Source organism: Thiohalorhabdus denitrificans (assembly GCF_001399755.1).
Classification (GTDB): Bacteria; Pseudomonadota; Gammaproteobacteria; order Thiohalorhabdales; family Thiohalorhabdaceae; genus Thiohalorhabdus; species Thiohalorhabdus denitrificans.
This window is the reverse complement of record NZ_LJCP01000011.1, coordinates 124,601-150,131: the sequence shown is the minus strand read 5'-3', so window position 1 is coordinate 150,131 and position 25,531 is coordinate 124,601. Positions and strand designations below refer to the sequence as shown.

Genomic DNA, 25,531 nt, shown 5'->3' with positions numbered 1-25,531 from the left:
AAACTCCCTGATCGCCCTTCGCATGGGCAGGGATTTTGCGGCGAAGTGAACTCTCAGGTTTCCAGTACAGAGGGGAGGATGGCACGGGTGTGCCGTCCTCCCCTTTTTTATTGGGCGATGACGGCCGATCCCGCGACACGGGAGGAAGCCACGATGGACCAGCAGCCGATCAAGTTCCACGGCGGCAATGCCTCGCGCATGCCCTCGTGGATCCGATATGCCCTGGGCGACGCCCGGGATAGCAAGTACGGGGCCACGGCCCGGGCGGTGCACGGCAACCGCCTGGTGACCATCTGCGAGGAGGGCAATTGCCCCAATCGCGGTGAGTGCTGGAGCCGCGGCACCGCCACCTTCATGATCCTCGGCGAGACCTGCACCCGCGCCTGCGGCTTCTGCTCGGTGGCCACCGGCAAGCCCGGCGTGCCCGCCGACTATTCGGAGGCGGAGCGGGTGGCCGACGCCGCGGCCCAGATGGATCTGTCGTACGTGGTGCTCACCTCGGTGAACCGCGACGACCTGGACGACGGCGGCGCCGGCCTGTTCGCCGCCACCGTGCGGGCCTTGCGCGCGCACAAGCCGGAGATGGGGGTGGAGCTGCTCACCCCCGATTTCCGCAAGGTGGTGGACCCCGCGGTGGCCACCATCGCGCCGGAGGCCCCGCTCGTCTGGGGCCACAACGTGGAGACCGTGCCGCGGCTCTACAAGCCGGTCCGCCCGGGCTCCGACTACGCCCGCTCCCTCTACGTCCTGGAGCGCGCCGCGGCCATCGAGGGCGTGGAGGCCAAGTCCAGCCTCATGCTCGGCCTCGGTGAGACGGAGGCCGAGGTGCTCGCCGTCATGCGCGACCTGCGCGAGGTGGGCGTGACCCGGCTGGCCCTGGGCCAGTACCTGCGGCCGGCTCGGGACAAGCTCCCCGTGCAGGAATACATCCATCCCGACCGGTTCGCCGCCCTGGAGGAGGCGGGCCGGGAGATGGGCTTCTCCTGGATCAAGGCCGGCCCGCTGGTGCGGAGCTCCTACCACGCCGAAGAGGTCCAGGGCTAGGCGCGCCGCCGGTGCTCCGGCGGCCCGACGGAAGCAACAAGGGAAAGCGACCATGGGGCTGAGAACGCCACTGTATGACACCCATGTCTCCAGCGGGGCCAAGATGGTGCCCTTCGGGGACTGGGATATGCCGCTGCACTACGGCTCGCAGGTGGAGGAGCACCACGCGGTGCGCCAGGCCTGCGGCATCTTCGACGTCTCCCACATGCTGGTGGTGGACCTCACCGGGAACGAGGCCCGGCCTTTCCTGCGTAGGCTGCTGGCCAACGATGTGGCCAAGCTGGACGATGGGGAAGGGCGGGCCCTGTACACCTGCATGTGCACGGCCGACGGCGGCGTAATCGACGACCTCATCGTCTACGCCATGCGGGAGGACTGGTTCCGCATGGTGGTCAACTCCAGCCGCCGGGAGACCGACACCGACTGGATCCGGGCCCGCCGGGACGAGGCCTATCCCGGGGTGGAGATCACCGAGCGCCACGACCTCTCCCTGCTCGCCGTGCAAGGCCCGCGCGCCGAGGAGATCCTGCCGCCCCTGCTGGGCACCGCCGCGGCCGAGTCGGTGAACGCCCTCAAGGGGTTCCAGGCGGCGGTGGTGGACAGCGAGCTGGGCGAGCTGTTCGTCGGCAAGACCGGCTATACCGGGGAATCGGGGTACGAGATCGCCCTGCCCGACGACGACACGGTGGCTTTCTGGAACGCCGTGGTGGAGGCGGGGGCCCGCCCGGCCGGCCTGGGAGCGCGGGATACCCTGCGCCTGGAGGCGGGTCTGAACCTGTATGGCAACGACATGGACGAGACGACCACCCCTCTGGAGGCGGGACTGGCCTGGACCGTCGCCTGGGAGCCGGCGGACCGCGACTTCATCGGCCGCGCCGCCCTGGAGCGGCAGCGCAGCGAGGGCCCGCAGCGCAAGCTCATCGGCCTAGTGCTGGAGGGTAAGGGCGTGCTGCGCAGCCACCAGGAGGTCCACTTCGACGGCCTCGAGGAGGTGGGGGAGATCACCAGCGGTACCTTCTCGCCCACCCTGGAGCGCGGCATCGCCCTGGTCCGGGTCCCGGCGGCGGCCGCCGAGCCGGGCCGCGCGGCCAAGGTGGTGGTGCGCAGCCGCGAGCTGCCCGCCAAGCTGGTTCGGCCGCCGTTCGTGAAGGCCGGCCAGGCCAATTTCGAAATCTGACTGCAAATCCCCGCCGAACAAGCCCTGTACAAGGAGGGAACGCCATGGATGTCCGGGATGATCGCCGCTACACCAAGAGCCACGAGTGGGTGAAGGAGGAGAGCGACGGCACGGTCTCCATCGGGATCACCGATTACGCCCAGGACCTGCTTTCCGACGTGGTGTTCGTGGAGCTGCCCGAGACCGGGAACACCGTCGCCACCGGTGACGAGGTGGCGGTGGCGGAGTCCGTGAAGGCCGCTTCCGACATCTACGCCCCCATCTCCGGCGAGATCGTGGCCGCCAACGAGGACCTCGAGGATAGCCCGGAGAAGGTCAACGAGGAGCCCTTCGACGGCGGCTGGATCTTCCGCATGAAGCCCAGCGACCAGAGCGAGGTGGAGGCGCTCATGGGTCCCGAGGCCTACCGGGAGCTGTGCGAGTCCGAGGAGTAGCGCATGCCTTTCATTCCGCACACCGAGGCGGATGTCCGCGAGATGCTCGACACCATCGGGGTGTCGAGCGTGGAGGAGCTGTTCGCGGAGATCCCCGAAAACATCCGGGCCAAGCCTCTGGAGAAGGTGCCCGAGGGGCTCTCCGAGATGGAGCTCATGCGCCTGATGCGCGAGCGGGCCGCCCGCGACGAGGCGGGGCTGCGCACCTTCGTCGGCGCGGGGGCCTACGAGCACCACATCCCCGCGGCGGTCTGGGAGCTGGCCACCCGCGGGGAGTACTACTCCGCCTACACGCCGTACCAGGCGGAGGCCAGCCAGGGCACCCTGCAGACCATCTACGAGTTCCAGACCATGGTGGCGGGCCTCACCGGCCTGGAGGCCGCCAACGCCAGCCTCTACGACGGCGGCACGGCCCTGGCCGAGGCCATCCTCATGGCGGTGCGTGCCCACAAGGGCAAGAGCCACAAGGTGCTGGTGCCCGAGACCGTGCACCCCTCCTACCGCCGGGTGGCCCACAGCTTCTGCGAGGCGCAGGGCATCACCCTGGAGACGGTGCCCTATGACGAGGCCACCGGCGTCGTGGACCCCGGCGCCCTTGTCGGGGAGGCCAACGAGCACGCCGCCCTGGTGGTACCGCAGCCCAACTTCTTCGGCCGGCTGGAGGACGCCGAGGCCCTGGCCTCCTGGGCCAAGGAGCGCGGTGCCCTGGTGATCGCGGTGGTCAACCCCATGTCCCTGGCCCTGCTGACGCCCCCGGGCGAGTGGGGGGCGGACATCGCCGTGGGCGAGGGCCAGCCCCTGGGACTGCCCATGTCCAGCGGCGGGCCCTATCTGGGCCTGATGGCCACCACCAAGAAGCTGGTGCGGCAGATGCCCGGACGACTGGTGGCGCGCACGGTGGACACCGATGGCAAGGAGGGCTTCGCCCTGACCCTGCAGGCCCGCGAGCAGCACATCCGCCGGGCCAAGGCCAAGTCCAACATCTGCACCAACCAGGGCCTGGCCATGACCGCGGCCACCATCTACATGGGTCTGGTGGGGGAAGAGGGTCTCAAGCAGGCGGCCGGGGTAAGCCACACCAACACCCGCAAGCTGGTGGACAGGCTCACCGCCATCGACGGCGTGGAGCAGCGCTTCGACGGGCCCTTCTTCCACGAGGCGGCCCTGCGCCTGCCCAAACCGGCCGGCAAGGTGGTGGAGGCGCTGCAGGATCACGGCATCCTGGCGGGCTTCGACCTGGGCCGGGAGTACGACGGCCTGGACGACACCCTGCTGGTGTGCGCCACCGAGACCAAGACCGACGCCGACCTGGACGCCTTCGCCGAGGCCCTCAAGGCGGTGTTGTAGAACAAGGGGCAGGAACCGCGGAGACGCGGAGAGCGCAGAGGAAGGCGGAAGTTTGCCCGGGCCCAATCGAGGCGGGTGCGGAAAGCTTCCCCACAGCCGCCAGATCGGGCCCCAAGGAGGCCGGCGCTGTTTTCCTCAGCCTCCTCCGCGCCCCTGCGGTCAATCCGCTGCCTACGAGCGCCCCGAACCCCTGAGGGGCCCGATTACCGACGAGGAAGCATCCATGCTGATCTTCGAGCATAGCCGCGAGGAGCGGACCAACCGGGCGCAGATGCCCCGCGGGGAGGTGGCCCTGGACGACCTGCCGGAGGGCCAGCGCCGCGGCTCCGGGCTGGGCCTCCCGCAGGCCAGCGAGATGGACGTGGTCCGCCACTACACCCGGCTGTCGCAGCAGAACTTCTCCATCGACACCCAGTTCTATCCCCTGGGGTCGTGCACCATGAAGTACAACCCGCGGGGCGCCAACGAGGCCGCCATGCTGCCGGGCTTCCTGAACCGCCATCCGGAGACGCCGGCGCGCTTCAGCCAGGGCATCTTCTCCGTGCTCTACGACCTGCAGGAGATGCTGGCCGACATCTGCGGCATGCACGCGGTGTCGCTGGCGCCGGCGGCGGGGGCCCAGGGCGAGTACGCCGGCGTGGCCATGATCCGGGCCTACCACGAGGCCCACGGCAACCACGACCGCGACGAGATCATCGTCCCCGACTCCGCCCACGGCACCAACCCGGCCACCGCCTCCATGGGCGGCTTCAAGACCGTGGAGATCGCCACCAAGCCCGACGGCGACATCGACCTGGAGAGCCTGGAGGAGGCCCTGTCGGAGCGCACCGCGGGGCTGATGATCACCAACCCCTCCACGCTCGGCCTGTTCGAGCGGGGCATCAAGGAGATCGCCGACAAGGTCCATGATGCCGGCGGCCTGCTCTACTACGACGGCGCCAACCTCAACGCCATCCTGGGGAAGGTACGGCCCGGCGAGATGGGCTTCGACGTCATGCACTTCAACCTGCACAAGACCTTCTCCACGCCGCACGGCGGCGGGGGACCGGGCGCGGGGCCGGTGGGCGTGAGCGAGCGCCTGCTCCCCTTTGTCCCCGTGCCGCTGGTGGCCGAGGGCGAGGACGGCTCCTACTTCCTGGAGTACGAGCAGCAGCGCCCGCAGACCATTGGCCGCATGACCGCCTTCCCCGCCAACATCGGGGTCCTCCTGCGCGCCTACGCCTACATCCGCATGGTGGGGCGCGAGGGCATGGAGCGCATCGCCGAGCACGCGGTGCTCAACTCCAACTATCTGATGGAGAAGCTGCGGCCCCACTACAAGGTGGCGTACCCGGAGCGGCGGGCCATGCACGAGTTCATCCTCACCCTGGAGGACCTGGCCAAGTCCGAGGCCCACGTGGCGGCCATGGACGTGGCCAAGCGCATGCTCGACTACGGGGTTCACGCGCCCACGGCCTACTTCCCGCTGTCGGTGCCCGAGTGCTTCCTGGTGGAGCCTACCGAGTCCGAGGCGAAGGAGACCCTCGACCACTTCGCCGACGTGCTGGCCAAGGTCCGGCAGGAGGCCGAGTCGGAGCCGGAGACGGTCAAGAACGCCCCCTATACCCTCCCCGTGAAGCGCCTGGACGATGTGCGCGCGGCCAAGGAGCTGGACCTGGCCTGGAACGGGGAGCGCAAGGCGGCCGGCTAAACAAGCCGGCCCCTGCGGCCCGATTACCGAAAAACCCCACGAAGGAGTAAACCATGAGCGCCCTGATCGCCGGATCCTTCGCGTTCGACAACATCCTGGTGTTTCACGACAAGTTCAAGAACCACATCCTGCCGGACAAGGTCCACATCCTGAACGTGGCCTTCCTGGTGCCGAGCATGCGCCGCGAGTTCGGCGGCACCGCCGGCAACATCGCATTCAACCTCAAGCTGCTGGGCGATGACCCCATCGCCATGGGCGCGGTGGGCACCGACTTCGGCCCCTACGCCGAGTGGATGGACAAGCACGGCATCTCCCGCAAGTACGTGAAGGAGATCCCGGAGCACTTCACCGCCCAGGCCTTCATCACCACCGACGAGGACGACAACCAGATCACCGCCTTCCACCCGGGCGCCATGGGCGAGGCCCACCAGCAGAAGATCGCCGATGTCACCGAGAAGGTGGAATGGGGGATCGTCAGCCCGGACGGCAAGGACGCCATGATCGAGCACTCCAAGCAGTTCAAGGAGGCGGGCATCCCGTTCATCTTCGACCCGGGCCAGGGCCTGCCCATGTTCTCCGGTGACGAGCTGCTCGAGCGCGTGGACGAGGCTGAGATCCTGGCGGTGAACGATTACGAGTGGCAGATGGTGCAGGACAAGACCGGCCATACCGCCGAGGACCTGTCCAAGCGTGTCTCCACCCTGATCGTCACCAAGGGCGGCGAGGGCTCCGAGATCTACACCCAGGACGGCATGGTCCACGTGCCCACCGCCAAGCCGAACTCCATCGAGGACCCCACCGGCTGCGGCGACGCCTACCGCGCGGGCCTGCTGTTCGGCCTGACCAACGGCTTCGACTGGGAGACCACGGGGCGCATCGCCGCCACGATGGGGGCCTACAAGATCGAGTCCAAGGGCCCCCAGAACCACTCGTTCACCATCGACGAGTTCAAGGCCCGGATGGAGGAGAACTTCGGCAGCAGCTTCTAGGCCGAGGCGCCCCCGAGCCAAAAGGCCCGCCCCGCCAGGGGCGGGCTTTTTTTGTGCGGCTTCCGGGGCAGGGGGTTGTCCCGTGAAGAGGGGGAGTCAGTACCGGCGGCCGGCCCAGGCGATCCGGCCCAGGACCCGGAGCCCGGAGCGATCCTCCCGGGGCATGGTGAGCTCGGGATAGACGGGGTTGTCGCAGCCCACGCGCAGGGCGCCGTCCGGCAGGGGGACGGCGCGGCGGGGAACGGCGATCCCCTCGAGCAGGAAGAGGTACAGCCCGGCGGTCTCCACGCGCGTCGCCCGGGCGTCGGCCAGTACGAGGTCGCGGGGCTGGAGGGTGGGGGCCATGGCGTCGTCCGGGCTCTCGGCGAGCAGCAGGGATTCCGGGTCCAGGTGCTGGGATTCCAGCCAGGTCCGTTGGAAGCGCAGGGGGGCGATGCCGTCGCCGAACCGGGAAGGGGCGACCCATTCCGATTCCGAGGTGTAGGCCCCGTTGCCGTCGCGGATCCCCCCCGGGCCGGGGCCCCCGCTTCGAGGGGTGCCGTAGGCCAACCATTCGAGGGAGACGTCTCCCGCATCCGCCAGGGCCGCCGCGGTGGCCAGGGAGGGGATGTTGTCGCCCCGGATGTACCGGAAGAGCTGGCTCTCGCGAACGCCTGCCTTGGCGGCGAGGCGCCGCTTGCCCCCAACCCTGTCCGCAAGGGCGGCGATGCGCTCGCCCAATCCGGACAGGGGGGCATGGGTAGGGTCCTGAGGCGTTTCGGGGGCGGGTGGGCTCATTGCTTGGGGGTGACTGTCGGATAGGTTTGTTTGGTGGTGCCGTTTTTGGTATGTTTCTACCGTTTTTGCGTTATGGGCTGCCAAATGGGAGCGGCATGGACTGGGACCCCGCGGACATCGTGGCTGCCTTGCACAAGGCCGGATGGTCGCTACGGCGGCTGAGCTTTGCCCATGGCTATCGGTCGGACGCCCTGAAGCATGCGCTGCGGCGCCCCTATCCGCGGGCGGAGCGGCTCATCGCCGAGACGCTCGGCCTGGAACCGCGGGACCTATGGCCCAGCCTTCACGGGGCCGAAGACCCCGAGGATCCGGAGGCGACGGATAGGCGGCCCTCGGACCCCTGTACCCATGGGGACAGCGGGCAGGATACCACCCCGGGGGAATGAGCCAATGCCAGGAGAGGAGCGCAACGCAGGGTGCGGGGACTGCCCCGCTTGTCGGGACGCCGGCCCACCGGAGGCTTGCCTGGAGGGAATCCTGGAGGGGCTGGGGGCGGGCGGCCTGCTCACGGACCGGGGCCGGACCATCCATTGGGTCAGTGAGGCCTTGCAGGATTGGTGGGGCCTGCATCCGGAACATTGGCTGGGGCGGCCGCTGGAGGCCCTGGGCGCCCACCCCGCCATCGGGCCCTGGATCGGACCCTTGCTGGCCGGGGACGCCGCTACTCCCGCTGGCCCTGTCTATTGCGAGGTGGGGGGCAGCTGGTTCCGGGTGACGCGTAATCGGGGGCCGATACCCCGCCTGGAGGGTGACCTACTGGGAGTGGTGGATCTCACCAGCGAGGGGCGCCGCCTGCGGCGGCTGGAGCGCGCGGCCGTCAGGGACGACCTGACCGGCCTCCCCAATCGCCGCAGCTTCCGGGAGCGGCTGGGGGCCGCGGTGGACGGCTCCTGCCGGCACGGCTACCCCGTCAGCCTCGCCTATCTGGACCTGGACGATTTCAAGCGGGTCAACGACCGCCTGGGCCACGTTTCGGGAGACGCGGTTCTCCGGGCGGTGGGAGAGACCCTGGCGGGGTTCGTGCGCCGCGAGGACACCGCGGCCCGCCTGGGTGGGGAGGAATTCGCGATCCTGTTCTCCCACACGGCCCCCGAAACGGCCCGCGCCAAGGCGGAGGAATTCCGCGAACGGCTCATGCGGGCTGCCCTGCCCGGCCCCGAAGCGGCCCCCGGATCCGTGCTGACGGTCAGCATCGGGACGGCCGGGGGTAAGCTCGCGGGCCTGGGCCGGAGGGAGGAGGCCCTCGGCGAGTGCCTGCTGGCGGCGGCGGACCGGGCCCTGTACGCGGCGAAGGCCGAGGGGAAGAACCGGGTCCGCATGGGGGTGCTGCCGGGGCCGGTCAGACGTCCTCCTTGAGCTCCCCCTCCCACGAGCAGTCGTCCCCGATCCACACCGCCGCTCCGCCGGCGATGTTGTAGACCTCCTCGAAGCCCATCTCCTGGAGGGTGGCGGTGGCCATGGCGCTGCGCCCTCCCGATTTGCAATAGAGCAGGATGGGGCGCTCCTGGGCCCGGCACAGGACGGGATGGGGGTTCTTGTAGTCGGGGTCGGCGGCGGATTCCAGGATGCCGCGGGGGACGTTGACCGCACCGGGGATGTGGCCCATGGCGAACTCGTCCGGCTCCCGCACGTCGAGGATCAGGACCTCCTCCCGATCCTCGAGGATCTCTTCGGCACTGTCCGGGTCGATCTCACGGATGCGTCCGCGGGCTTCGGTGACGAAATCCTTCAGGGCCTTGGCCATGGTCGTTCCTCGGTAAGGTCTTGGTGCAATGTGGGCGGGGAATGGTACCGCAGAGACGCGGAGGGCGCAGAGGACGACGGTGAGGAGGCAGGGCGGAGCCCGGCACGAGGCCAAACGGGCCGCAGGTCGGTTATTGTTTGGTCTCCGCGTCCTCGGCGCCTCAGCGGTTAGTCCCCCGTTGGCTCCGGCCCCTCGGCCAGAGCCGCCTCGAAGGCCGGGCGGTCGGTGATGGGGGCCGAGCATTCGGTGCCGTGGCAGAGGTAAGCAGTCACTTCGCCGCGGGGCGTGCGGTTGCCCAGCGCCTCCGGCAGGTCCGCCGCATCCTCCGGTATTCGGTAGATGCGGCGGCGGGGATGATAGCCGGTCCGGGCGGCACGCTGCCATTCCGCGGCCGCTGCACCACCGCGGAGGGTTGCCAGGGTGGGCGGCTGGACAGCGTCCTCCAGGGCCGTGATCAGCGCCACGTAGGCCCCCGGATGGGCCTTCAGCTCCGGCATGAACAGGCGCAAGGCCCGCTCCGCGGCGTCCAGGTAGCGCGGCTCCCCGAGCAGGTGGCCCAGCTCCAGCAGGCCCTGGGCCGCGGCGCCGTTGCCGGAGGGCAGGGACTGGTCCAGGCCCGGTTTGGGGCGATGGATCAGGGCCTCGTGGTCGTGGGCGGTCATGAAGAAGCCGCCTTCGCCGGAGTCCTCGAAGCGTTCCAGCAGGGTGTCGGCCAGCTCGCGGGCGAAGGCAAGGTCGGCGTCCCGCCAGTCCTCCTGGAGCAGCTCCAGGAGACCGTTAAGCAGGAAGGCGTGGTCCTCCAGGTAGCCGGGCTGGTGCGAGACGCCGTCCTTGTGCACCGCGAGCAGGCGATCCCCGTCCCACAGCCGCTGGCGGATGAAGTCCACGGCGGCGCGGGCCAGTGCGCCGTAGCGGGTCTCGCCGGTGGCGCGGGCGGCCCGGGCGAGCCCGCCGATGAGCAGGCCGTTCCAGGCGGTGAGGACCTTTTCGTCCCGGCCGGGATAGGTCCGGTCCTGCCGGGCCGTGAACAGCCGCTCGCGGGCGGTGGCCAGGAGCTGGTGGGCCCGCTCGGCATCCATGCCCAGCTCCGTCGCCGCCTCCTCCGGCTCGCGGATCCGCTTCAGGTGGTTGCTGCCCTCGAAGTTGCCGGCCCGGCTCAGCCCGTAGACCCGGGTGGCCACCGCCAGCTCCGCCTCCCCAAGGAGCGCGGATACCTCCCCGTAGGACCAGAGGTAGTAGGCCCCCTCCACCCCCTCGCTGTCGGCGTCCAGGGTGGCGTAGAAGGCCCCCTCGGGATGGCGCATCTCCCGCTCCAGCCAGCCCACCGTCTCGCCGATGGCCTCGGCGTAACGCCGTTCCCCGGTGCCGGCGTGGGCGTCGGCCAGCACGCCGAGGAGCTGCGCGTTGTCGTAGAGCATCTTCTCGAAGTGGGGAATGATCCAATCGGCGTCCACGCAGTAGCGGAAGAAACCGCCGCCCAGGTGGTCGTACAGGCCGCCGTCCACCATGGCCCGCAGGCTGTGCCGGCCCATCCCTCCCGCCCGGACGTCGCCGTCCAGGGCTTCCCGGCGCAGGCAGAAAACCACCTCCCCGGCGTGGGGGAACTTGGGGTGCCCGCCCCAGCCGCCGTGCTGGGGGTCGTAGTCGCCGTCCAGGTCGCCCCGCAGCCGCTGCACCGCCTGGCCATCGAGGGGCTCCGCCCCGGCGGGACTGATGCTCCGCAGGCCCTCCACCACGGCGTCACCGTTCTGGGCCACGGCCTCGCCGTTATCCCGATAGAATTCGGCCACCTTCTCCAGCACCTCCCCGAAGCCCGGCATGCCGTACTTGGCCTCCCGCGGGAAGTAGGTGGCGATGAAGAAGGGCCGTTGGTCGGGGGTCAGGAAGGCGGTAAGCGGCCACCCACCGCCGCGTTGGTTCATAAGCTGATGGGCGAGCTGGTAGATCTGGTCCAGGTCGGGGCGCTCCTCCCGGTCCACCTTGATGGGAACGAACAGGCGGTTCATGCGCTCGGCCAGGTCGGGATCCTCGAAGGATTCATGGGCCATGACGTGGCACCAATGACAGGCGGAATAGCCGATGGAGAGCAGGATCGGCCGCTCCAGGTCCCGCGCCAGCTGAAGGGCGGCCTCGTCCCAGGGCTGCCAGGCCACGGGGTTGTCGGCGTGCTGCTGCAGGTAGGGGCTGGAGCAGGCCCCGAGGCGGTTTTCGGTGAGCACCTCGCCGGCCATGATGGGCTCCTGCGGTAGGTGGAAAGGAAAAACCTACCAAATTGGTCAAGATGCAAAAAGTGAGAAAACCGCCAAGTGCGCAAAGAACGCCAAGGAAAACAGAAACCGGCGATCCGGTTAGCTCAGAAGCTGTGGTTGTGGGAGCGGCTATCAGCCGCGATTAGCCAAAAGGGTGGCTGGCCTAGTCCCTCCCAATACGGCCTGGGGTGGGGCTTTAACCAATTCCCGAACTAAACCGAATAGGCAGTAGACAGAAAACCTCTCGTCTTGGGTCTTCTTGGCGTCCTTGGCGGTGATCCGCGCAGTTAGCCGATCCAGACGCTCTGGACGTTGGTGAACTCGCGGATGCCCTGCTGGCCGAGCTCGCGGCCGTACCCGGAGGCCTTGATCCCGCCGAAGGGCAGGCGGGGGTCGCTTTTCACCATGCCGTTGACGAACACGCAGCCCACCTCCAACCGCTGGCCCACGGCCTCCGCCCGCTCGCGGTCCGCGGACCACACGGCGCCGCCCAGGCCGTAGCGGCTGCGGTTGGCCAGGGCTACCGCAGCCTCGTCGTCGGGCACGCGAAAGACCGGGGCCACCGGGCCGAAGGTCTCCTCATCGGCCACGGGCATGCCCTCGGTGACCCCGTCGAGGAGGGTGACCGGATAGTAGTAGCCCTTCCCGGGGGGCATCTCCCCGCCCATGAGCAGGTCGGCCCCGGCCTTGACGCTGTCCCGGACCTGGCGGTGCAGAGTGTCGCGCAGGTCGTGCCGGGCCTGGGGACCGATGTGGGTTTCCGGTTCGGCGGGGTTGCCGAGACGGAGTTCCTCCAAGTGCGCCCGGAAGCGCTCCAGGAAGTCGTCGGCCACCCGGTCGGCGACGATGAAACGCTTGGCGGCAATGCAGCTCTGGCCGCTGTTGATGGTGCGGGCGGTGGCCGCCACCCGGGCCGCCTCGTCCAGGTCGGCGTCCTCGAGCACCAGGAAGGGATCGGAGCCGCCCAGCTCCAGGACGGTCTTCTTGATGGCCGCCCCGGCGGTGGCGGCCACCTTGCGACCGGCCGCCTCGCTGCCGGTGAGGGTGACGGCCCGGACCCGCGGGTCGTTGATGACCGCCTCCACCCGGCCGGAGCCGATGGCCAGGTTCTGGAAGGTGCCCCGGGGCAGGCCGGCCTCCGCCAGGATCCCCTCGATGGCGGCGGCGCAGGCGGGGACATTGGAGGCGTGCTTGAGCAGCATGGCGTTGCCCGCCATCAGGGTGGGGGCGGCGGCGCGGAACACCTGCCAGAAGGGGAAGTTCCAGGGCATCACCGCCAGGACCGGGCCCAGCGGGGCGTAGCGCACGTAGCTGCGGCTGGCGTCCGTGTCGATGGGCTCCGAGGCCAGGAAGCGCTCGCCCTGCTCCGCGTAGTAGTCGCACGCCCAGGCGCATTTCTCCACTTCGCCCCGCGCTTCCTTGACGGGCTTGCCCATCTCGCGGCTGATGAGCTCGGCGTATTCCCCCGTGTTCTGGCGGAGCAGGGCGGCGGCCGCCTGCAGCACCTTGCGGCGCTGGGAGAAGGTGGTGGCGGACCAGGCGGAGAAGCCTTCCCGGCTGGCCTCCAGGGCCGTTTCCAGCTGCTGGTCGGTGAGCTCCTCGAAGACCTCCAGGACTTCCCCGGTGGCGGGATTGATCGATTCCATCACCATGGTTGCCGCTCCTGCTGTGTGGGATGGCGGGGGAGGGCGGCGGCCGCCGAGCCTCCTTGACGGGAGGCAGGCCCCATTTGAGAATAAACTCCCTTCAAGCAAGGGATAAAGGGCCCCGTTTCCGCGCGGGTGACGGGGCTTCCCCTATGCCCTCCCGAAGGGCTCCAGGCTGACGGACGGGGCCCGACCACAGTTTCAAGCATAAAAGCCTGGGGAGAAACGGATGAGCATCAAGCGGGTCTGTGTGCTGGGCGGCAGTGGGTTCGTGGGCCGCCACGTGGTCCACCGTCTCCACAAACACGGCTATGAGGCCCGGGTGGTCACCCGCGATATCGCCCGCCATCAGGACATGCGGGTCATGCCCGGCGTGGAGGTGGTGGCGGGCAACCCCCTGCGCCAGGCCGATCTGGACCGGCATTTCCGGGACGTGGACGCGGTCATCAATCTGGTGGGCATCCTCGCCGAGAAGCGGCCCGGACGCCGGGACTATCCGCCGGAGCGGCGTGGCGATTTCCACGCCGCCCACGTGGAGCTGCCCCGCATGGTGGTCAAGGCGGCCAAGCGGGCGGGCATCCGCCGGGTCCTGCACATGAGCGCCAACGGGGCGGACCCGCTGGCCCCCAGCCAATACCAGCGCTCCAAGGGCCTGGGCGCCCGAATCATGCGGGAGGCCGGCGAGCGCAGCGAGGGGCTGCCGGAATCCTGGCTGAACGGGCCCAAGATGACCCGCGGCGAGGGCCTGGACGTCACCATCTTCGAGCCGAGCATCATCTTCGGGGAGGGCGACAGCTTCTTTACCCGCTTCGCCAAGCTGTTGCGGCGGACGCCGGCGGTGTTCCCCCTGCCCAAGGGGGATACCCGCTTCGCTCCGGTCTGGGTGGAGGATGTGGCCGAGGCCTACGCCAAGGCCCTCGGCGACCCGCGCACCCACGGGGAGACCTACCAGCTGTGCGGACCCCATGAGTACGCCTTCGCCGACATCATTCGCATCATCGCCGAGCTGGAGGGCGTCAACCGGCGCGTGTGGTCCATGCCGGACTGGCTGGCCTGGGTGCAGGCCGCCTTCCTGGAGCGGGTTCCGGGGAAGCCCCTGACCCGGGACCAGCTCCTGAGCCTGGGCGAGGACAACGTCTGCGACGGACCCTTCCCGGAGATCTTCGGGATCGACCCGCAGCCCGTGGAGGCGGTGGTGCCCACCTACATCGGCGACCGGAACCGCTCCATGGACGATCTGTACAAATACCGGGCCGCCGCCCGGCGGGATCAGTGAGCCCGCGCCGGTCTGGGGAGGGATGAATGGTAGAATTTCTGCAGGACAACTGGCTTCTGGTGGCCGGCCTCGTGGTGCTGGCCGGGATCATGTTCAAGGGCCCCATCACCATGTGGCTCACCGGAATCCGCTCGGTGGACCCGGCCGAGGCGGTCCGCCTGGTCAACCAGGAGGGCGCCCAGGTGGTGGACGTGCGCGAGGATCAGGAATGGCAGCAGGGGCACATCCCCAACGCGGTGCATGTGCCGCTGGGCCAGATCTCCGACCGGCTTACGGAGCTGGAGCGCTACAAGCAGTCCGAGACGCCCCTGGTGATGGTCTGCCGCTCCGGCAACCGTTCGGCCAGCGCGGCGCTGCGCCTCCGCAAGGCCGGGTTCACGTCCGTCTACAACCTCAGCGGCGGCACCATGGCCTGGCAGCAGGCCGGCATGCCGCTGGAGAAGTGATCCCCGAGGAAGGACGATCATGGCACGAGTCGAGATGTACGCCACCCGGATCTGCCCCTACTGCAGCATGGCCGATGCCCTCCTGCGCTCCAAGGGCGTGGAGCCGGAGAAGACCCTGGTGGACGTCCATACGGAGGAGCGCGCGCGCATGCTGGAGCGCTCGGGGGGACGGCGCACGGTGCCGCAGATCTTCATCAACGGCCAGCATATCGGCGGTTTCGACGAGCTGAAGGCCCTCGACCAGAAGGGGGGGCTGGATCCCCTGCTGGCGGAGGCCGCCGCGGAAAAGTAGCGGGCCTCCCTGGGGCCCGGAACGGTGGGTACGGTCACGCGCGGACGACGGGAGCGGGTATGAGTGAAGAGCAGGGCGCCTCGGGGGAACAGCCTGTATTCGCCTTGGAGCGGGTGTACGTCAAGGATGTCTCCTTCGAATCCCCCAACGTGCCGGATGTGTTCACCTGGCAGGGGCAGCCGCAGGTGAACGTGGAGCTGGGGACCCAGGGCAGGGTGGTTAGCGACCAGGGCCATGTGGAATCGGTGCTCACGGTGACCGTGCGCTCCACCCATGAGGACCGGACGGTCTTTATCGCCGAGGTGCAGCAGGCGGGGCTGTTCCGGGTGTCGGGGGTTCCCGATGAGCAGCTGGAGCAGCTCATGGGGATCAATTGCCCCACCATCCTGTTCCCCTACGCCCGGGAGGCCATCTCCAATATGGTGACCCACGGCGGGTTCCAGCAGCTCCTCCTGGATCCGGTGAACTTCCAGGCCCTCTACGAGCAGTCCCGTCAGCAGCAGGCGGGGGAAGCCGGGGAGCATTGATCGTGGCCGGATGGCGCGTCGGTGCGGTTGCGGTCCTGGCGGGACTCGCCCTGTTGGCGGGCAATCCCGCCGGGGCCGCCCCCTACAAGTCCATCGACGCGGGCAAGGTGAACCTGCGGGCCGGCCCCGGAACGGAACACCCGCGGCAGTGGGTGGTCAGCTACGGCTATCCCGTGCGGGTCCTGGAGACCCGGAACGGCTGGGCCCGGGTGGAGGACTACGAGGGCGACGTGGCTTGGGTGGCCGAGCGCCTGCTGTCCGATCGGCGCACGGTGCTGGTGACCAAGCGGCTGGTGAACGTCCGCGAGGGGCCGGACACGAGCCACGACATCGTCTTCCAGGCGGAGCAGCACGTCCTGTTGCGCTACCTCGGCAAGCGGGACAATTGGGTGCACGTCCAGCATGCCGACGGCGAGAAGGGCTGGGTGTACGCCGCGCTGGTGTGGGGGGACTGAGCATGGAGCGGGCCGCCGTCCTGGGGGCGGGCGCCTGGGGCACCGCCCTGGCCATCCACTTGGCCCGGTGCGGCTTCCGGGTCCTCCTCTGGGACCGGAGCCCCGAGCGGGCGGCGGCCATGCAGGAGGCCCGGGAGAACCGGGACTACCTGCCCGGGGTCCCCTTCCCCGAGGAGGTGACGGTCACCGCCGACATGGCGTCGGTGGCGGGCTGCCGGCGCCTCGTGCTGGCGGTCCCCAGCGCCGTGCTGCGTGACGTGGCAACGGCCGTGGCCGCCCATGCGGATTCCGGGTCCTGGGTGGTCTGCGCCACCAAGGGCCTGGAGGAGGGGTCGGGCAAGCTGGCCCACGAGGTCCTGACAGAGGTGTTTGGCGAGCGCACCGCCGGCTGGGCCGTCCTCTCGGGGCCCAGCTTCGCCGACGAGGTGGGGCGGGGCCTGCCCACCGCCATCACCGTGGCCCAGCCCGATCTCGGCCGCGCCGAGGCCATGGCCGCCTGGTTCCGCTGCGACCCCGTGCGGGTCTACACCAGCGACGACCCGGTGGGGGTGGAGCTGGGGGGCGCGGTCAAGAACGTCATCGCCATCGCCGCCGGCATCGCCGACGGCATGGGCCTCGGCTACAACGCCCGCGCGGCCCTCATCACCCGGGGGCTCGCGGAGATGAGCCGGCTGGGGGTGGCCTGGGGCGGTCAGGCCGAGACCTTCGCCGGCCTCACCGGGCTGGGGGACCTGGTGCTCACCTGCACCGGGCCCCTTTCCCGCAACCACCAGCTAGGCGAAACCCTGGGCCGCGGCACCGCGGTGGACCGTGTGCCCGCCACCCTGTGGCGCCGGGCCGAAGGGGTGCGGGCCGCCCGCGCCCTGCACGCCAAGGCCCGCGAGCTCGGCGTGGAGATGCCCATCACCGAGCAGGTCTACCGCGTCCTGTACGAGGGGGAGGATCCGCGGCAGGCCCTGCACAGCCTGATGCACCGCAGTCCCAAGGCGGAGCAGCCCCTGAGCGCCCGGGACGATCAAGCCTGAGCCCCCTGCTGCGGGACGCGCGGAACTTCCAGCGAGGGTGTGAGCCCAATATCCAGGCCCGCTGCGTCGCCCCGGCCACGGAGGGGCGCGCGGGCGCACTTCGGCCGGAGGGAGAGATGGCGGACAAGATCGCCGAGATGAAACGTCTGATGGTGGAAGCGCTCCTGGAGCGCCAGGGGCGGTGCTTCGTCCACGTGGTTCCCTCAGTGGGCGAAGAGGCCTCGGCCCTGCCCGCGGAGTACCTGGACCGGGACAGCTGCACCCTGGCGTTGAACATGGCCACCCAGGTGCCGGTGGTCAACGAATGGGGCGTGGAGGTGTCCACCCGCTTCGGGGGGCGCGCCTTCAACTGCGCGGTGCCCTGGTCGGCGGTGGTCCAGGTGTTCGATCCCGACCAGCAGGCGGCGGTGCTGGCCTGGCTGTTCCCTGTCCAGGAGGGCGCGGACAGTGAGGACGGATCCGAGGAGGCCGCCGCGGACACCGAGGGCGCCTCGGAGGACACCTCCAACGACACCGGCCGGGAGGGCAAGCGCGCCGGCCATCTGAAGGTCATCAAGTAGGACGGCCCGTCCGTCCCAACCGCTCAGATCGGGGTGGGCCAGGGAGTCGCTCGCCACAAGGCGGGAGGAAAGTCCGGGCTCCACAGGGCAGGGTGCCGGGTAACGCCCGGCGGGGGTAACCCCGGGAAAGTGCCACAGAAAGCAAACCGCCTCGCCCCCATGGGGCGGGGTAAGGGTGAAAGGGTGCGGTAAGAGCGCACCGCGTCGTCGGTAACGGCGGCGGCACGGTAAACCCCACCCGGAGCAAGGCCGAATAGGGGAGCATGGGCGTGGCCCGCGTCGCTCCCGGGTAGGCTGCTCGAGGCGGTCGGTAACGGCCGTCCCAGATGAATGGCTCCCACCCGTCGCCCTCTGGACGGCGGGGACAGAACCCGGCTTATCGGCCCACCTCGATTCCTATTCATTGCTGGAAAGACCGGAAGGTCCTCAAGCCCGCCTGATGGCGGGCTTTTTTGTTTGGTTTTATGGCGGATTCGGATATCCCGGGCGGCCGGGGAATTTCCTTGACGGGGGGGTAGGCCCTTAATAGAGTTCGCTGAAGGGGGACAAAGTGGGATGCAGTGGGGTACGGTGGGACAATGTTCCGTGGGGCCTTCGAGCATACGATGGACGAGAAAGGACGTTTGTCCATTCCGTCCCGGTATAGAGAGCTGCTGGAGGCCAACAGCCACGGACAGGTCGTGGTAACGGTGGACCCGGACCGCTGCCTGGCCGCCTACCCCTTTCCGGAATGGGAAAGCATCGAGTCCCGCCTGGGGGAGATGTCCATGCTGCGCCGGGAGGTGCGCCAGTTGGAGCGCTTTCTGGTGGGCAACGCGGTGGAGTGCGAGCTGGACCGCCAGGGGCGCATCCTCGTTCCGCAGACCCTGCGGAGCTTCGCGGGTCTGCAACGCGAGGTGGTGGTGGCCGGCCAGATCAAGAAGTTCGAGATCTGGGACCAGGAGCAGTGGTCCCAGCAGCAACAGCAGTGCCTGGATTCCATGGAAGGTGCCATGGAGGTCCTGGCGGAGCTGGGCCTGTAAGCGGGTCCGGCCGGGAATGGAGGCTGCACTGGGTGATGGCGGCGGAAGGGAGGCAACATCTCCCGGTCCTGGCGGAAGCGGCGGTGGACGCCCTCCGGCCGGGACCGGACCGCCGTCTGGTGGACGCCACCTACGGGCGGGGCGGCCATGCGCGGCTGATCCTGGATAGGCTCGGCGAGACCGGGGAGCTGCTGGCCCTGGACCGGGATCCGGAGGCCGTCGCCCATGGGCGTGCCGAATTCGCGTCCGACCCCCGCTTCCGGATCCTCCGTCACCCCTTTTCCCGGATCGGCCCGGCCGTGGCGGAGGCGGGCTGGACCGAGGGCGTGGACGGGATCCTGGCCGATCTGGGGGTTTCCTCGCCGCAGCTGGACGACGCCGCCCGGGGTTTCAGCTTCCGCGAGGAAGGACCGCTGGACATGCGGATGGACCCCGGGGCGGGCCCCAGCGCCGCCGAATGGCTGCGGGAGGTGGACCCCGGCGAGCTGGAGCGGGTCCTGCGGGAGTACGGGGAGGAGCGCCACGCCCGGCGGGTGGCGCGCGCCATCCTGGCGGCCCGGGAGCGCCTTGCTACCACCGGGGACCTCGCGGAGGTGGTCCGTGCGGCGGTTCCGGGGCGCGGCGAGCCGGGCAAGGACAAGGCCACCCGCACCTTTCAAGCGGTGCGGATGGCGGTCAACGACGAGCTGGGGGAGCTGGAGGCCTTCCTCGAGGCGGCGGTGGAGGTGCTCCGGCCGGGCGGAAGGCTGGTGGTGATCGCCTTCCATTCCCTGGAGGACCGCATGGTGAAGCGGTTCATCCGCGAGGAGGCCCGAGACTGCGTCTGTCCCCCCGATTTTCCGGTATGCCGCTGCGACAAGGCGGCGCGCCTGCGGCCGGTGGGCAAGCCCCTGCGTCCCGGGCCCGAGGAGCGGGAGGTCAATCCCCGCGCTCGGAGCGCCATCGCCCGGGTGGCGGAGCGGCTGGCGGCGTGAGGCGGGCGGGCGCCGTGGCGGTCCTTGTGGCCCTAGTGCTGGCGAACGCGATGGCCGTGGTGTGGGTCCGGGAGGAGGCCCGGCAGCTGGACCTCACCATCCAGGAGCACCGCGACCGGGTCCGGGCGCTGGAGACGGAATGGGGACGGTTGCAGCTGGAGCGGGCCGCCCTCGGGGCCCGCAGCCGGGTGGAGGAGCTGGCGCGCGAGCGGCATGACATGCACACCCCCGACCCCGGGGAGATCTGGGACTTTCGGCCATGAAGCTCGCCTGGCGGGGACGGTTCGCATATTTCCTCCTGCTTATGGGGTTTCTGGGCATCACCGTCCAGCTGCTCCGGGTGCAGGTGGTGCGCGCCCCCGACCTGCAGGAGAAGGCCCGGCAGCAGGCGTTCCACAAGGTCCGGGTGCCCGCTATCCGCGGCGCGGTGCTGGATCGGAACGGCGCCCCCCTGGCGGTGAGCACCCCAGTGAAGTCGGTGTACGCGGCCCCGCCCGAGGTGGCCACGGGGCGGGGAGACCTGGAGCGGCTGGCCCGGGCCCTGGACATGGAGCCCCGGGCCCTGCGCGAGCGCCTGGAGCGGAGCAGCCCCTTCGTCTATTTGCGGCGGCAGGTGCCGCCCAGCGTGGCCGAGGCCGTGCAGGCCCTCGGCATCAACGGCATCGGTACGGTGCAGGAATACCGCCGCTACTACCCGGCGGGTGAGGTGGCGGCCCATGTGGTAGGGTTCGCCGGCGTGGACGGCATCGGCCTGGAGGGGGTGGAGCTGGCCTACGACCGGACCCTGAGCGGCACCCCCGGCAGGCGCTTGGTGGAGCGGGACGCCCTGGGGCGGGACATGCGCACCCTGCGGGTGGAGAAGCCGGTGCGGCGGGGCGACGACCTGCGCCTCAGCCTGGACAGCCGGCTCCAGTACGTGACCTACCAGGCCCTCAAGGAGACGGTGGCCCGGTACGAAGCCAAGGCGGGCATGGCGGTGGTGGTGGACCCCCATACCGGGGAGGTGCTCGCGCTGGCCAACGTCCCCTCGTACAATCCCAACCGCCGCGGCGGGCAGGGCGGGGCCGCGAAACGCCGCAATCGGGCCATCACCGACGCGATGGAGCCGGGATCCATTCTCAAGCCGTTCACCGTGGCCGCCGCCCTGGAGGAAGGGCAGGTGCGGCCGGATACCGAGGTGTTCTGCGAGAACGGGCTGATGCGCGTGGGAGGCCACGCCATCCACGATGCCCATCCCATGGGCGAGGTCCCCGTGCAGGAGGTGATCCAGAAATCGAGCAACATCTGCGCCGCCAAGATCGCCCTCGATCAGGACAACCAGCAGCTGTGGGGTCACCTGCGGGGCTTCGGCTTCGGGCTGCGGCCCGGTACGGGCTTCCCGGGGGAGGCCAGCGGGGTGCTGCGTCCCCCCTACCAGTGGAACCGCTTCGAGCGGGCCACCATAGGCTTCGGCCACGGCATGACCGCCAGCGCCCTGCAGGTGGCGCGCGCTTACGCGGTGCTGGCCAATGGCGGGGTGCGCCTGCCGCTCACCCTGCGGCGGGTGGGACCCGATGAGGTGGTTCCGGGCAAGCGGGTCCTCGGCCGGGAAACGGCGGAGGAAATGGCGGAGATGCTGAGCCTGGTGGTGGGCCCCGGGGGAACGGGCAAGCGCGCCGCCCTGGAGGGGTACGGGGTGGCGGGCAAGACCGGCACCGCGCAGAAGCCGGAAAAGGGCGGCTACGCGGAGGACAAATACCTGTCGGCCTTCGCCGGCTTCGCTCCCGTGAGCAACCCCAGCCTGGTGGCCGTGGTGATGGTGGATGAGCCCCAGGGCGAGCACTACGGCGGCAAGGTGGCGGCCCCCGCTTTCCGCCGCATCATCGCCCAGGGGCTGCGCCTGCGGCAGGTCCCGCCGCGGCCCAGCGAGGAAGGGGGCGGACCGCCGCCCCCGTTGCGGCAGGCCCGCGGGACCGGGGAGCCCGCCGCCGCGTCGGGGTCCGCGTCATGAGGTGGGAACAGCTGGTCCCCGAGGCGGTGGCCGAGGGCGCCGGCTGGCTCCCGGTGGAGGCGGTGGCCGCCGACAGCCGCGCGGTGCGCCCCGGCACCCTGTTCTTCGCCCTCCAGGGGACGACGGCCGACGGCCACGACTACATCGGCGAGGCCATCGCCGCCGGGGCGGTGGGCGTGGTGGCGGAGCGCGCGGTGGATCTGCCGCCGGAGGCGCCGCTGGCGGTGCATCCCGGGGCCCGGCGGCTCCTGGGCGAGGCGGCGGCGCGCCTGGCGGACCATCCGTCCCGGGACCTGCCGGTGGTGGGGGTAACTGGGACCAACGGCAAGACCACCCTGGCCTGGCTGCTGGCGGCCCTGTTCGACGACGGGGCGGTGATCGGCACCCTCGGCTGGGGGCGGCCCGACGCCCTGCACCCCTCCGGGGAGACCACCCCGGATGCCGTGACCCTGCAGGAGCGCCTGGGCTACCTGCGTACTGAGGGGGTGACGGGGGTGGCCATGGAGGCCAGTTCCCACGCCCTCGACCAGGAGCGGCTCGCCGGCACCACGCTGACCGGGGCCGTCTGGACCAATCTGACGCCGGAGCACCTGGACTACCACGGGGATCTGGGCGCCTACCGGGCGGCCAAGCGGCGGCTGCTGGAGCGTCCGGGGCTGAGCTTTGCCGTGATCAACGCCGAGGACCCCGCGAGTGGGGACTTCGCCGCGGCGGTGGCCCCCGGGGTCCCCCTTTGGCGGTACGGCCTGGAGGTGGGGGGCGTGCGCATGGAGCAGGCGGAGTGCGGCCCGGAGGGGATCCGCCTGCGGGCCGCCACCCCCCGAGGCGAGGTTGCGGTGCGCTCTGCCTTGGTAGGCCGGGTGAACCTGTCCAACCTGCTCGCGGCGGTGGCCGCCGGCCTCGCCCTGGGGCTGGAGCCCGCCGAGGTGGGGCGGCGCCTCTCGGTCGCGCCCCCGGTGCCCGGCCGTATGGAGAACCTGGGTACGACGCCCCGCGGGGCCCGGATCTGGGTGGATTACGCCCATACCGCCGACGCCCTCGAGCGCACCCTCGAGGGGGCCCGGGAGCTCACGGAGGGCTCCCTGTGGTGCGTCTTTGGGTGCGGCGGGGAGCGGGACACGGAGAAGCGGCCGGCCATGGGCGCGGTGGCGGCACGCCTCTGCCAGGAGGTGGTGCTCACCTCGGACAACCCGCGCGGCGAGGACCCCGAGGGGATCATCGCGGCGATCCGGGCCGGAATGGGAGAGAGCGAGCCGGTGGCGATCCCGGACCGCGGGGCGGCCATCGAGCACGCCCTGGAGGCGGCTGGCGCGGGAGACGCGGTGGTGATCGCCGGCAAGGGCCACGAGCGGGAGCAGGAGCTGGCCGGGCACCGCATACCCTTCAGCGACCGAGAGGCGGTCCGCCATTGGCTGGCGAGCTTCCGGGAGGCCGCGGGCCATGATGAATCTGGCTGAGGTGGCGGAATGGACCGGCGGTCGCCGCCACGGCGAGGCCGTGGTGTCGGAAGTGGATACCGATACCCGTCGCCTCCGGCCCGGGGCCCTGTTCGTGGCCCTGCGCGGGGAGCGCTTCGACGGCCACGACCACCTCGACGCGGCCCGCGAGGCGGGCGCCGCGGCGGCCCTGGTGGAACGGGGCGCGGCGGCCGGTGATCTGCCCCGGGTGGAGGTGCCCGACACCGGCCAGGGGGTGCTGGATCTGGCCGCCGGCTGGCGGCGCAGTCTGCCGGCTTCGGTGGTGGCGGTGACCGGCAGCTGCGGTAAGACCACGGTCAAGGAGATGCTGGGGGCGGTGCTGGGCGCCGCCGGGGGCCTGAGCCACGCCACCCCCGGCAACTGGAACAACACGGTGGGCGTGCCCCTGACCCTGTTCGGACTGGGGCCGGAGCACCGCTACGCGGTGGTGGAGGCGGGCATCAACCAGCCCGGGGAGATGGACCGCTTGGCGTCGGCGATCCGGCCGGACGTGGCGGTCATCACCAACGCCGCCGCCGCACACCTGGAGGGCCTGGGGTCCCTGGAGCGGGTGGCGGAGGAGAAGGGCCGTCTCCTGCACGGTCTGGGTCGCGAGGGGGTGGCGGTTCTGAACGCCGATTCCCCCTTCGGGGAGCAGTGGGCCCGCGCGGCGCCCGGACCGGTGCTGCGTTTCGGCCTGGAGGCCCCGGCGGAGGTGCAGGGGGAATGGGCGCCGGAGGGCGATGGCGGGCGCCTGTGGCTGCGGCTGCCCGATGGGGAGGCGGAGGCCCGCCTGCCCCTGCCGGGCCGCCACAACGCGCGCAACGCCTTGGCGGCGGCCGCCGCGGCCGCCGCCCTGGGCATTTCTGCGGCGGACGTGGCCCGCGCCCTCGAAACGGTCGCCCCCGTGGAAGGGCGGCTGCGTTTGCGCCGGGGCCGGGCGGGCCTTACCGTCCTGGACGACACGTACAACGCCAACCCCGCCTCCCTGGAGGCGGCCCTGGAGGTGCTCGCCGAGGGCCCGGGCCGTACCTGGCTGGTCCTGGGGGACATGGGGGAGCTCGGACCCTCCGGGGCCGAGCACCACCACCGGGCGGGGGAGCAGGCCCGGGCCCTCGGCGTGGACGCGCTCATCGGGGTCGGCGCCCTCGCCGGCGAGGCCGCCCGGGGCTTCGGCGCGGCCGCGCGGAGCGTCGCCGACTGGGAGGAGGCCGCGGACATCCTGGAGACCGAGGCGGCGAGCGGGGACCGGGTGCTGGTAAAGGGGTCGCGGACCATGCGGCTGGAGAGGCTGGTGGCCCGCCTTAGGGGAGACGACTAGGTGCTGTATCACCTGCTATTCGAACAATGGGGGGACTTGCCCGGCTTCTCCCTGTTCCAGTTCATCACCTTCCGCACCATCGCGGCGACGCTCACGGCGCTGATCCTGTCCTTCCTGGTGGGGCCGTGGATGATCGCGCGGCTGAGCCGCTACAACATCGGCCAGACCGTGCGGGAGGAAGGCCCCGAGAGCCACCTGCCCAAGGCGGGAACGCCCACCATGGGAGGGACCCTGATCCTGGTGGCGCTGGTGGTGCCCACGCTGCTGTGGGCGGACCTCAGCAACCGCTATGTGTGGGTGGTGCTGCTGGCCACCGCGGCCTACGGGGTGATCGGCCTGGTGGACGACTACCTCAAGCTGGCCAAGCAGGACCCTCGGGGCATCGGGGCGGCCAACAAGATGGGGGGGCAGCTCCTGGTGGCCACGGCGGCCGCCGTGTACATGTACAGCCTGGCCGACGCCCCCGTGGACACGGCCCTGGCGCTGCCCTTCATCAAGGACGCCCTGATCCCGCTGGGGATCGTCTACATCCCGCTAACCGTGCTCGTGGTGGTGGGGACCTCCAACGCGGTAAACCTCACCGACGGTCTGGACGGGCTGGCCATCTTCCCGGCCCTGATGATCGCCTTCGGCCTGGGGATCTTCGCCTACGTCACGGGCCACCTGGGATTCGCCGAATACCTGCAGATCCCCCATGTGGACGGCGCGGGGGAGATGGCGGTGATCTGCGGGGCGCTGATCGGCGGCGGGCTGGGCTTTCTGTGGTTCAACGCCTACCCGGCCCAGGTGTTCATGGGCGACGTGGGGGCCCTGGCCCTGGGCGCCGCGCTGGGGCTGATGGCCGTGGTCGCCCGCCAGGAGATCGAGCTGGTCATCATGGCCGGCATCTTCGTGGTGGAAACCCTGTCGGTGATGATCCAGGTGGCCTCCTACAAGCTCACCGGCCGGCGGGTGTTCCGCATGGCGCCGTTGCACCACCACTTTGAGCTGCAGGGCTGGCCGGAGCCGCGCATCGTGGTGCGGTTCTGGATCATCACGGTGATCCTCGTCCTGGTGGCCTTGTCCACGCTGAAGATCCGCTAGGGAGCG

The 25,531-nt window shown here is 70.4% G+C and carries 26 protein-coding genes and 1 other RNA gene; 23 read left to right on the top strand and 4 right to left on the bottom strand.

Translation table 11 applies throughout. The annotated features are described in order from the left end of the window. Window positions 1-153 precede the first annotated feature (153 nt). From lipA to AN478_RS10175, 6 genes are all read left to right on the top strand, one after another. On the top strand, window positions 154-1,044 hold the full coding sequence (gene lipA, locus AN478_RS10200) for a lipoyl synthase (protein ID WP_054966513.1): 891 nt from the start codon (window positions 154-156) through the stop codon (window positions 1,042-1,044). A gap of 52 nt (window positions 1,045-1,096) precedes the next feature. After that, window positions 1,097-2,221, top strand: coding sequence for a glycine cleavage system aminomethyltransferase GcvT (gene gcvT / locus AN478_RS10195; protein WP_054966512.1), 1,125 nt, complete (start codon window positions 1,097-1,099; stop codon window positions 2,219-2,221). 44 nt (window positions 2,222-2,265) lie between these two features. Next, entirely contained in the window at window positions 2,266-2,655 is a 390-nt protein-coding gene (gcvH, locus tag AN478_RS14140; RefSeq protein WP_054966511.1) for a glycine cleavage system protein GcvH, read from the top strand. A 3-nt stretch (window positions 2,656-2,658) separates the two neighbouring features. Then, window positions 2,659-4,002, top strand: a complete 1,344-nt coding sequence (gene gcvPA / locus AN478_RS10185) for an aminomethyl-transferring glycine dehydrogenase subunit GcvPA (protein ID WP_054966510.1) — start codon at window positions 2,659-2,661, stop codon at window positions 4,000-4,002. A 223-nt stretch (window positions 4,003-4,225) separates the two neighbouring features. Then, the gene (gene gcvPB / locus AN478_RS10180) at window positions 4,226-5,692 is read left to right on the top strand and encodes an aminomethyl-transferring glycine dehydrogenase subunit GcvPB (protein WP_054966509.1); all 1,467 of its coding nucleotides are present in this window, start codon (window positions 4,226-4,228) and stop codon (window positions 5,690-5,692) included. 53 nt (window positions 5,693-5,745) lie between these two features. Further along, on the top strand, window positions 5,746-6,681 hold the full coding sequence (locus tag AN478_RS10175) for a carbohydrate kinase family protein (RefSeq protein WP_054966508.1): 936 nt from the start codon (window positions 5,746-5,748) through the stop codon (window positions 6,679-6,681). A gap of 96 nt (window positions 6,682-6,777) precedes the next feature. On the opposite strand, the gene AN478_RS10170 is transcribed toward AN478_RS10175, so the two are convergent. Next, the gene (locus AN478_RS10170; RefSeq protein WP_082433023.1) at window positions 6,778-7,458 is read right to left on the bottom strand and encodes a S24 family peptidase; all 681 of its coding nucleotides are present in this window, start codon (window positions 7,456-7,458) and stop codon (window positions 6,778-6,780) included. A gap of 95 nt (window positions 7,459-7,553) precedes the next feature. Between AN478_RS10170 and AN478_RS10165 the strand changes: the two genes are divergently transcribed. Together AN478_RS10165 and AN478_RS10160 are read left to right on the top strand one after the other, a co-directional pair. Then, window positions 7,554-7,844: a helix-turn-helix domain-containing protein gene (locus tag AN478_RS10165; protein ID WP_074471266.1), complete on the top strand. Its 291-nt coding sequence runs from the start codon at window positions 7,554-7,556 to the stop codon at window positions 7,842-7,844. 4 nt (window positions 7,845-7,848) lie between these two features. Next, entirely contained in the window at window positions 7,849-8,814 is a 966-nt protein-coding gene (locus AN478_RS10160; protein ID WP_054966506.1) for a GGDEF domain-containing protein, read from the top strand. Here AN478_RS10160 and AN478_RS10155 read toward each other — a convergent pair. The 3 genes from AN478_RS10155 to AN478_RS10145 all read right to left on the bottom strand — a co-directional run bounded on the left by AN478_RS10155 (window position 8,798) and on the right by AN478_RS10145 (window position 13,103). Beyond that, window positions 8,798-9,202, bottom strand: a complete 405-nt coding sequence (locus AN478_RS10155) for a rhodanese-like domain-containing protein (RefSeq protein WP_054966505.1) — start codon at window positions 9,200-9,202, stop codon at window positions 8,798-8,800. The genes AN478_RS10160 and AN478_RS10155 overlap by 17 nt on opposite strands. A 167-nt stretch (window positions 9,203-9,369) precedes the next feature. Next, the gene (locus AN478_RS10150; protein ID WP_054966504.1) at window positions 9,370-11,433 is read right to left on the bottom strand and encodes a thioredoxin domain-containing protein; all 2,064 of its coding nucleotides are present in this window, start codon (window positions 11,431-11,433) and stop codon (window positions 9,370-9,372) included. Window positions 11,434-11,738: 305 nt separating this feature from the next. Beyond that, the gene (locus tag AN478_RS10145; protein ID WP_176758726.1) at window positions 11,739-13,103 is read right to left on the bottom strand and encodes an NAD-dependent succinate-semialdehyde dehydrogenase; all 1,365 of its coding nucleotides are present in this window, start codon (window positions 13,101-13,103) and stop codon (window positions 11,739-11,741) included. A 223-nt stretch (window positions 13,104-13,326) separates the two neighbouring features. Between AN478_RS10145 and AN478_RS10140 the strand changes: the two genes are divergently transcribed. The 15 genes from AN478_RS10140 (at window position 13,327) to mraY (ending at window position 25,525) form a co-directional block, all read left to right on the top strand. Continuing rightward, window positions 13,327-14,373 (top strand): complex I NDUFA9 subunit family protein, encoded by a 1,047-nt coding sequence (locus tag AN478_RS10140; protein ID WP_054966503.1) that lies wholly within the window; start codon window positions 13,327-13,329, stop codon window positions 14,371-14,373. Between the two features lie 26 nt (window positions 14,374-14,399). After that, a complete protein-coding gene (locus AN478_RS10135) occupies window positions 14,400-14,819 on the top strand; it encodes a rhodanese-like domain-containing protein (RefSeq protein ID WP_054966502.1) in 420 nt (139 codons plus the stop codon). 19 nt (window positions 14,820-14,838) lie between these two features. Next, window positions 14,839-15,111, top strand: a complete 273-nt coding sequence (gene grxC, locus AN478_RS10130; RefSeq protein WP_054966501.1) for a glutaredoxin 3 — start codon at window positions 14,839-14,841, stop codon at window positions 15,109-15,111. A gap of 59 nt (window positions 15,112-15,170) precedes the next feature. Then, on the top strand, window positions 15,171-15,638 hold the full coding sequence (gene secB / locus AN478_RS10125) for a protein-export chaperone SecB (RefSeq protein ID WP_054966500.1): 468 nt from the start codon (window positions 15,171-15,173) through the stop codon (window positions 15,636-15,638). Window positions 15,639-15,640: 2 nt separating this feature from the next. Then, window positions 15,641-16,093 (top strand): SH3 domain-containing protein, encoded by a 453-nt coding sequence (locus AN478_RS10120; protein ID WP_074471283.1) that lies wholly within the window; start codon window positions 15,641-15,643, stop codon window positions 16,091-16,093. A 2-nt stretch (window positions 16,094-16,095) separates the two neighbouring features. Next, a complete protein-coding gene (locus AN478_RS10115; RefSeq protein WP_054966498.1) occupies window positions 16,096-17,118 on the top strand; it encodes an NAD(P)H-dependent glycerol-3-phosphate dehydrogenase in 1,023 nt (340 codons plus the stop codon). A gap of 116 nt (window positions 17,119-17,234) precedes the next feature. Next, window positions 17,235-17,678, top strand: coding sequence for a ClpXP protease specificity-enhancing factor SspB (locus tag AN478_RS10110; RefSeq protein ID WP_054966497.1), 444 nt, complete (start codon window positions 17,235-17,237; stop codon window positions 17,676-17,678). 30 nt (window positions 17,679-17,708) lie between these two features. Beyond that, window positions 17,709-18,073, top strand: an RNA gene (gene rnpB, locus AN478_RS11635) — RNase P RNA component class A. 183 nt (window positions 18,074-18,256) lie between these two features. Then, complete coding sequence (mraZ, locus tag AN478_RS10105) at window positions 18,257-18,700, top strand: division/cell wall cluster transcriptional repressor MraZ (protein WP_054966496.1); 444 nt, start codon at window positions 18,257-18,259, stop codon at window positions 18,698-18,700. 35 nt (window positions 18,701-18,735) lie between these two features. Continuing rightward, a complete protein-coding gene (gene rsmH / locus AN478_RS10100) occupies window positions 18,736-19,674 on the top strand; it encodes a 16S rRNA (cytosine(1402)-N(4))-methyltransferase RsmH (protein ID WP_054966495.1) in 939 nt (312 codons plus the stop codon). Further along, window positions 19,671-19,937: a cell division protein FtsL gene (gene ftsL, locus AN478_RS10095; protein ID WP_054966494.1), complete on the top strand. Its 267-nt coding sequence runs from the start codon at window positions 19,671-19,673 to the stop codon at window positions 19,935-19,937. The genes rsmH and ftsL overlap by 4 nt, the downstream gene beginning before the upstream one ends. Beyond that, window positions 19,934-21,664 carry a peptidoglycan D,D-transpeptidase FtsI family protein gene (locus AN478_RS10090; RefSeq protein ID WP_054966493.1) on the top strand — a complete coding sequence of 577 codons (1,731 nt, stop codon included), beginning with the start codon at window positions 19,934-19,936 and terminating at the stop codon, window positions 21,662-21,664. The genes ftsL and AN478_RS10090 overlap by 4 nt, the downstream gene beginning before the upstream one ends. After that, entirely contained in the window at window positions 21,661-23,121 is a 1,461-nt protein-coding gene (locus tag AN478_RS10085; RefSeq protein WP_054966492.1) for a UDP-N-acetylmuramoyl-L-alanyl-D-glutamate--2,6-diaminopimelate ligase, read from the top strand. The genes AN478_RS10090 and AN478_RS10085 overlap by 4 nt, the downstream gene beginning before the upstream one ends. Further along, window positions 23,105-24,442, top strand: coding sequence for a UDP-N-acetylmuramoyl-tripeptide--D-alanyl-D-alanine ligase (locus tag AN478_RS10080; RefSeq protein ID WP_074471267.1), 1,338 nt, complete (start codon window positions 23,105-23,107; stop codon window positions 24,440-24,442). Before AN478_RS10085 ends, AN478_RS10080 begins: the two co-directional genes overlap by 17 nt. Continuing rightward, window positions 24,443-25,525, top strand: a complete 1,083-nt coding sequence (gene mraY / locus AN478_RS10075; protein WP_054966491.1) for a phospho-N-acetylmuramoyl-pentapeptide-transferase — start codon at window positions 24,443-24,445, stop codon at window positions 25,523-25,525. It abuts the gene before it with no gap. Window positions 25,526-25,531: the final 6 nt, after the last annotated feature.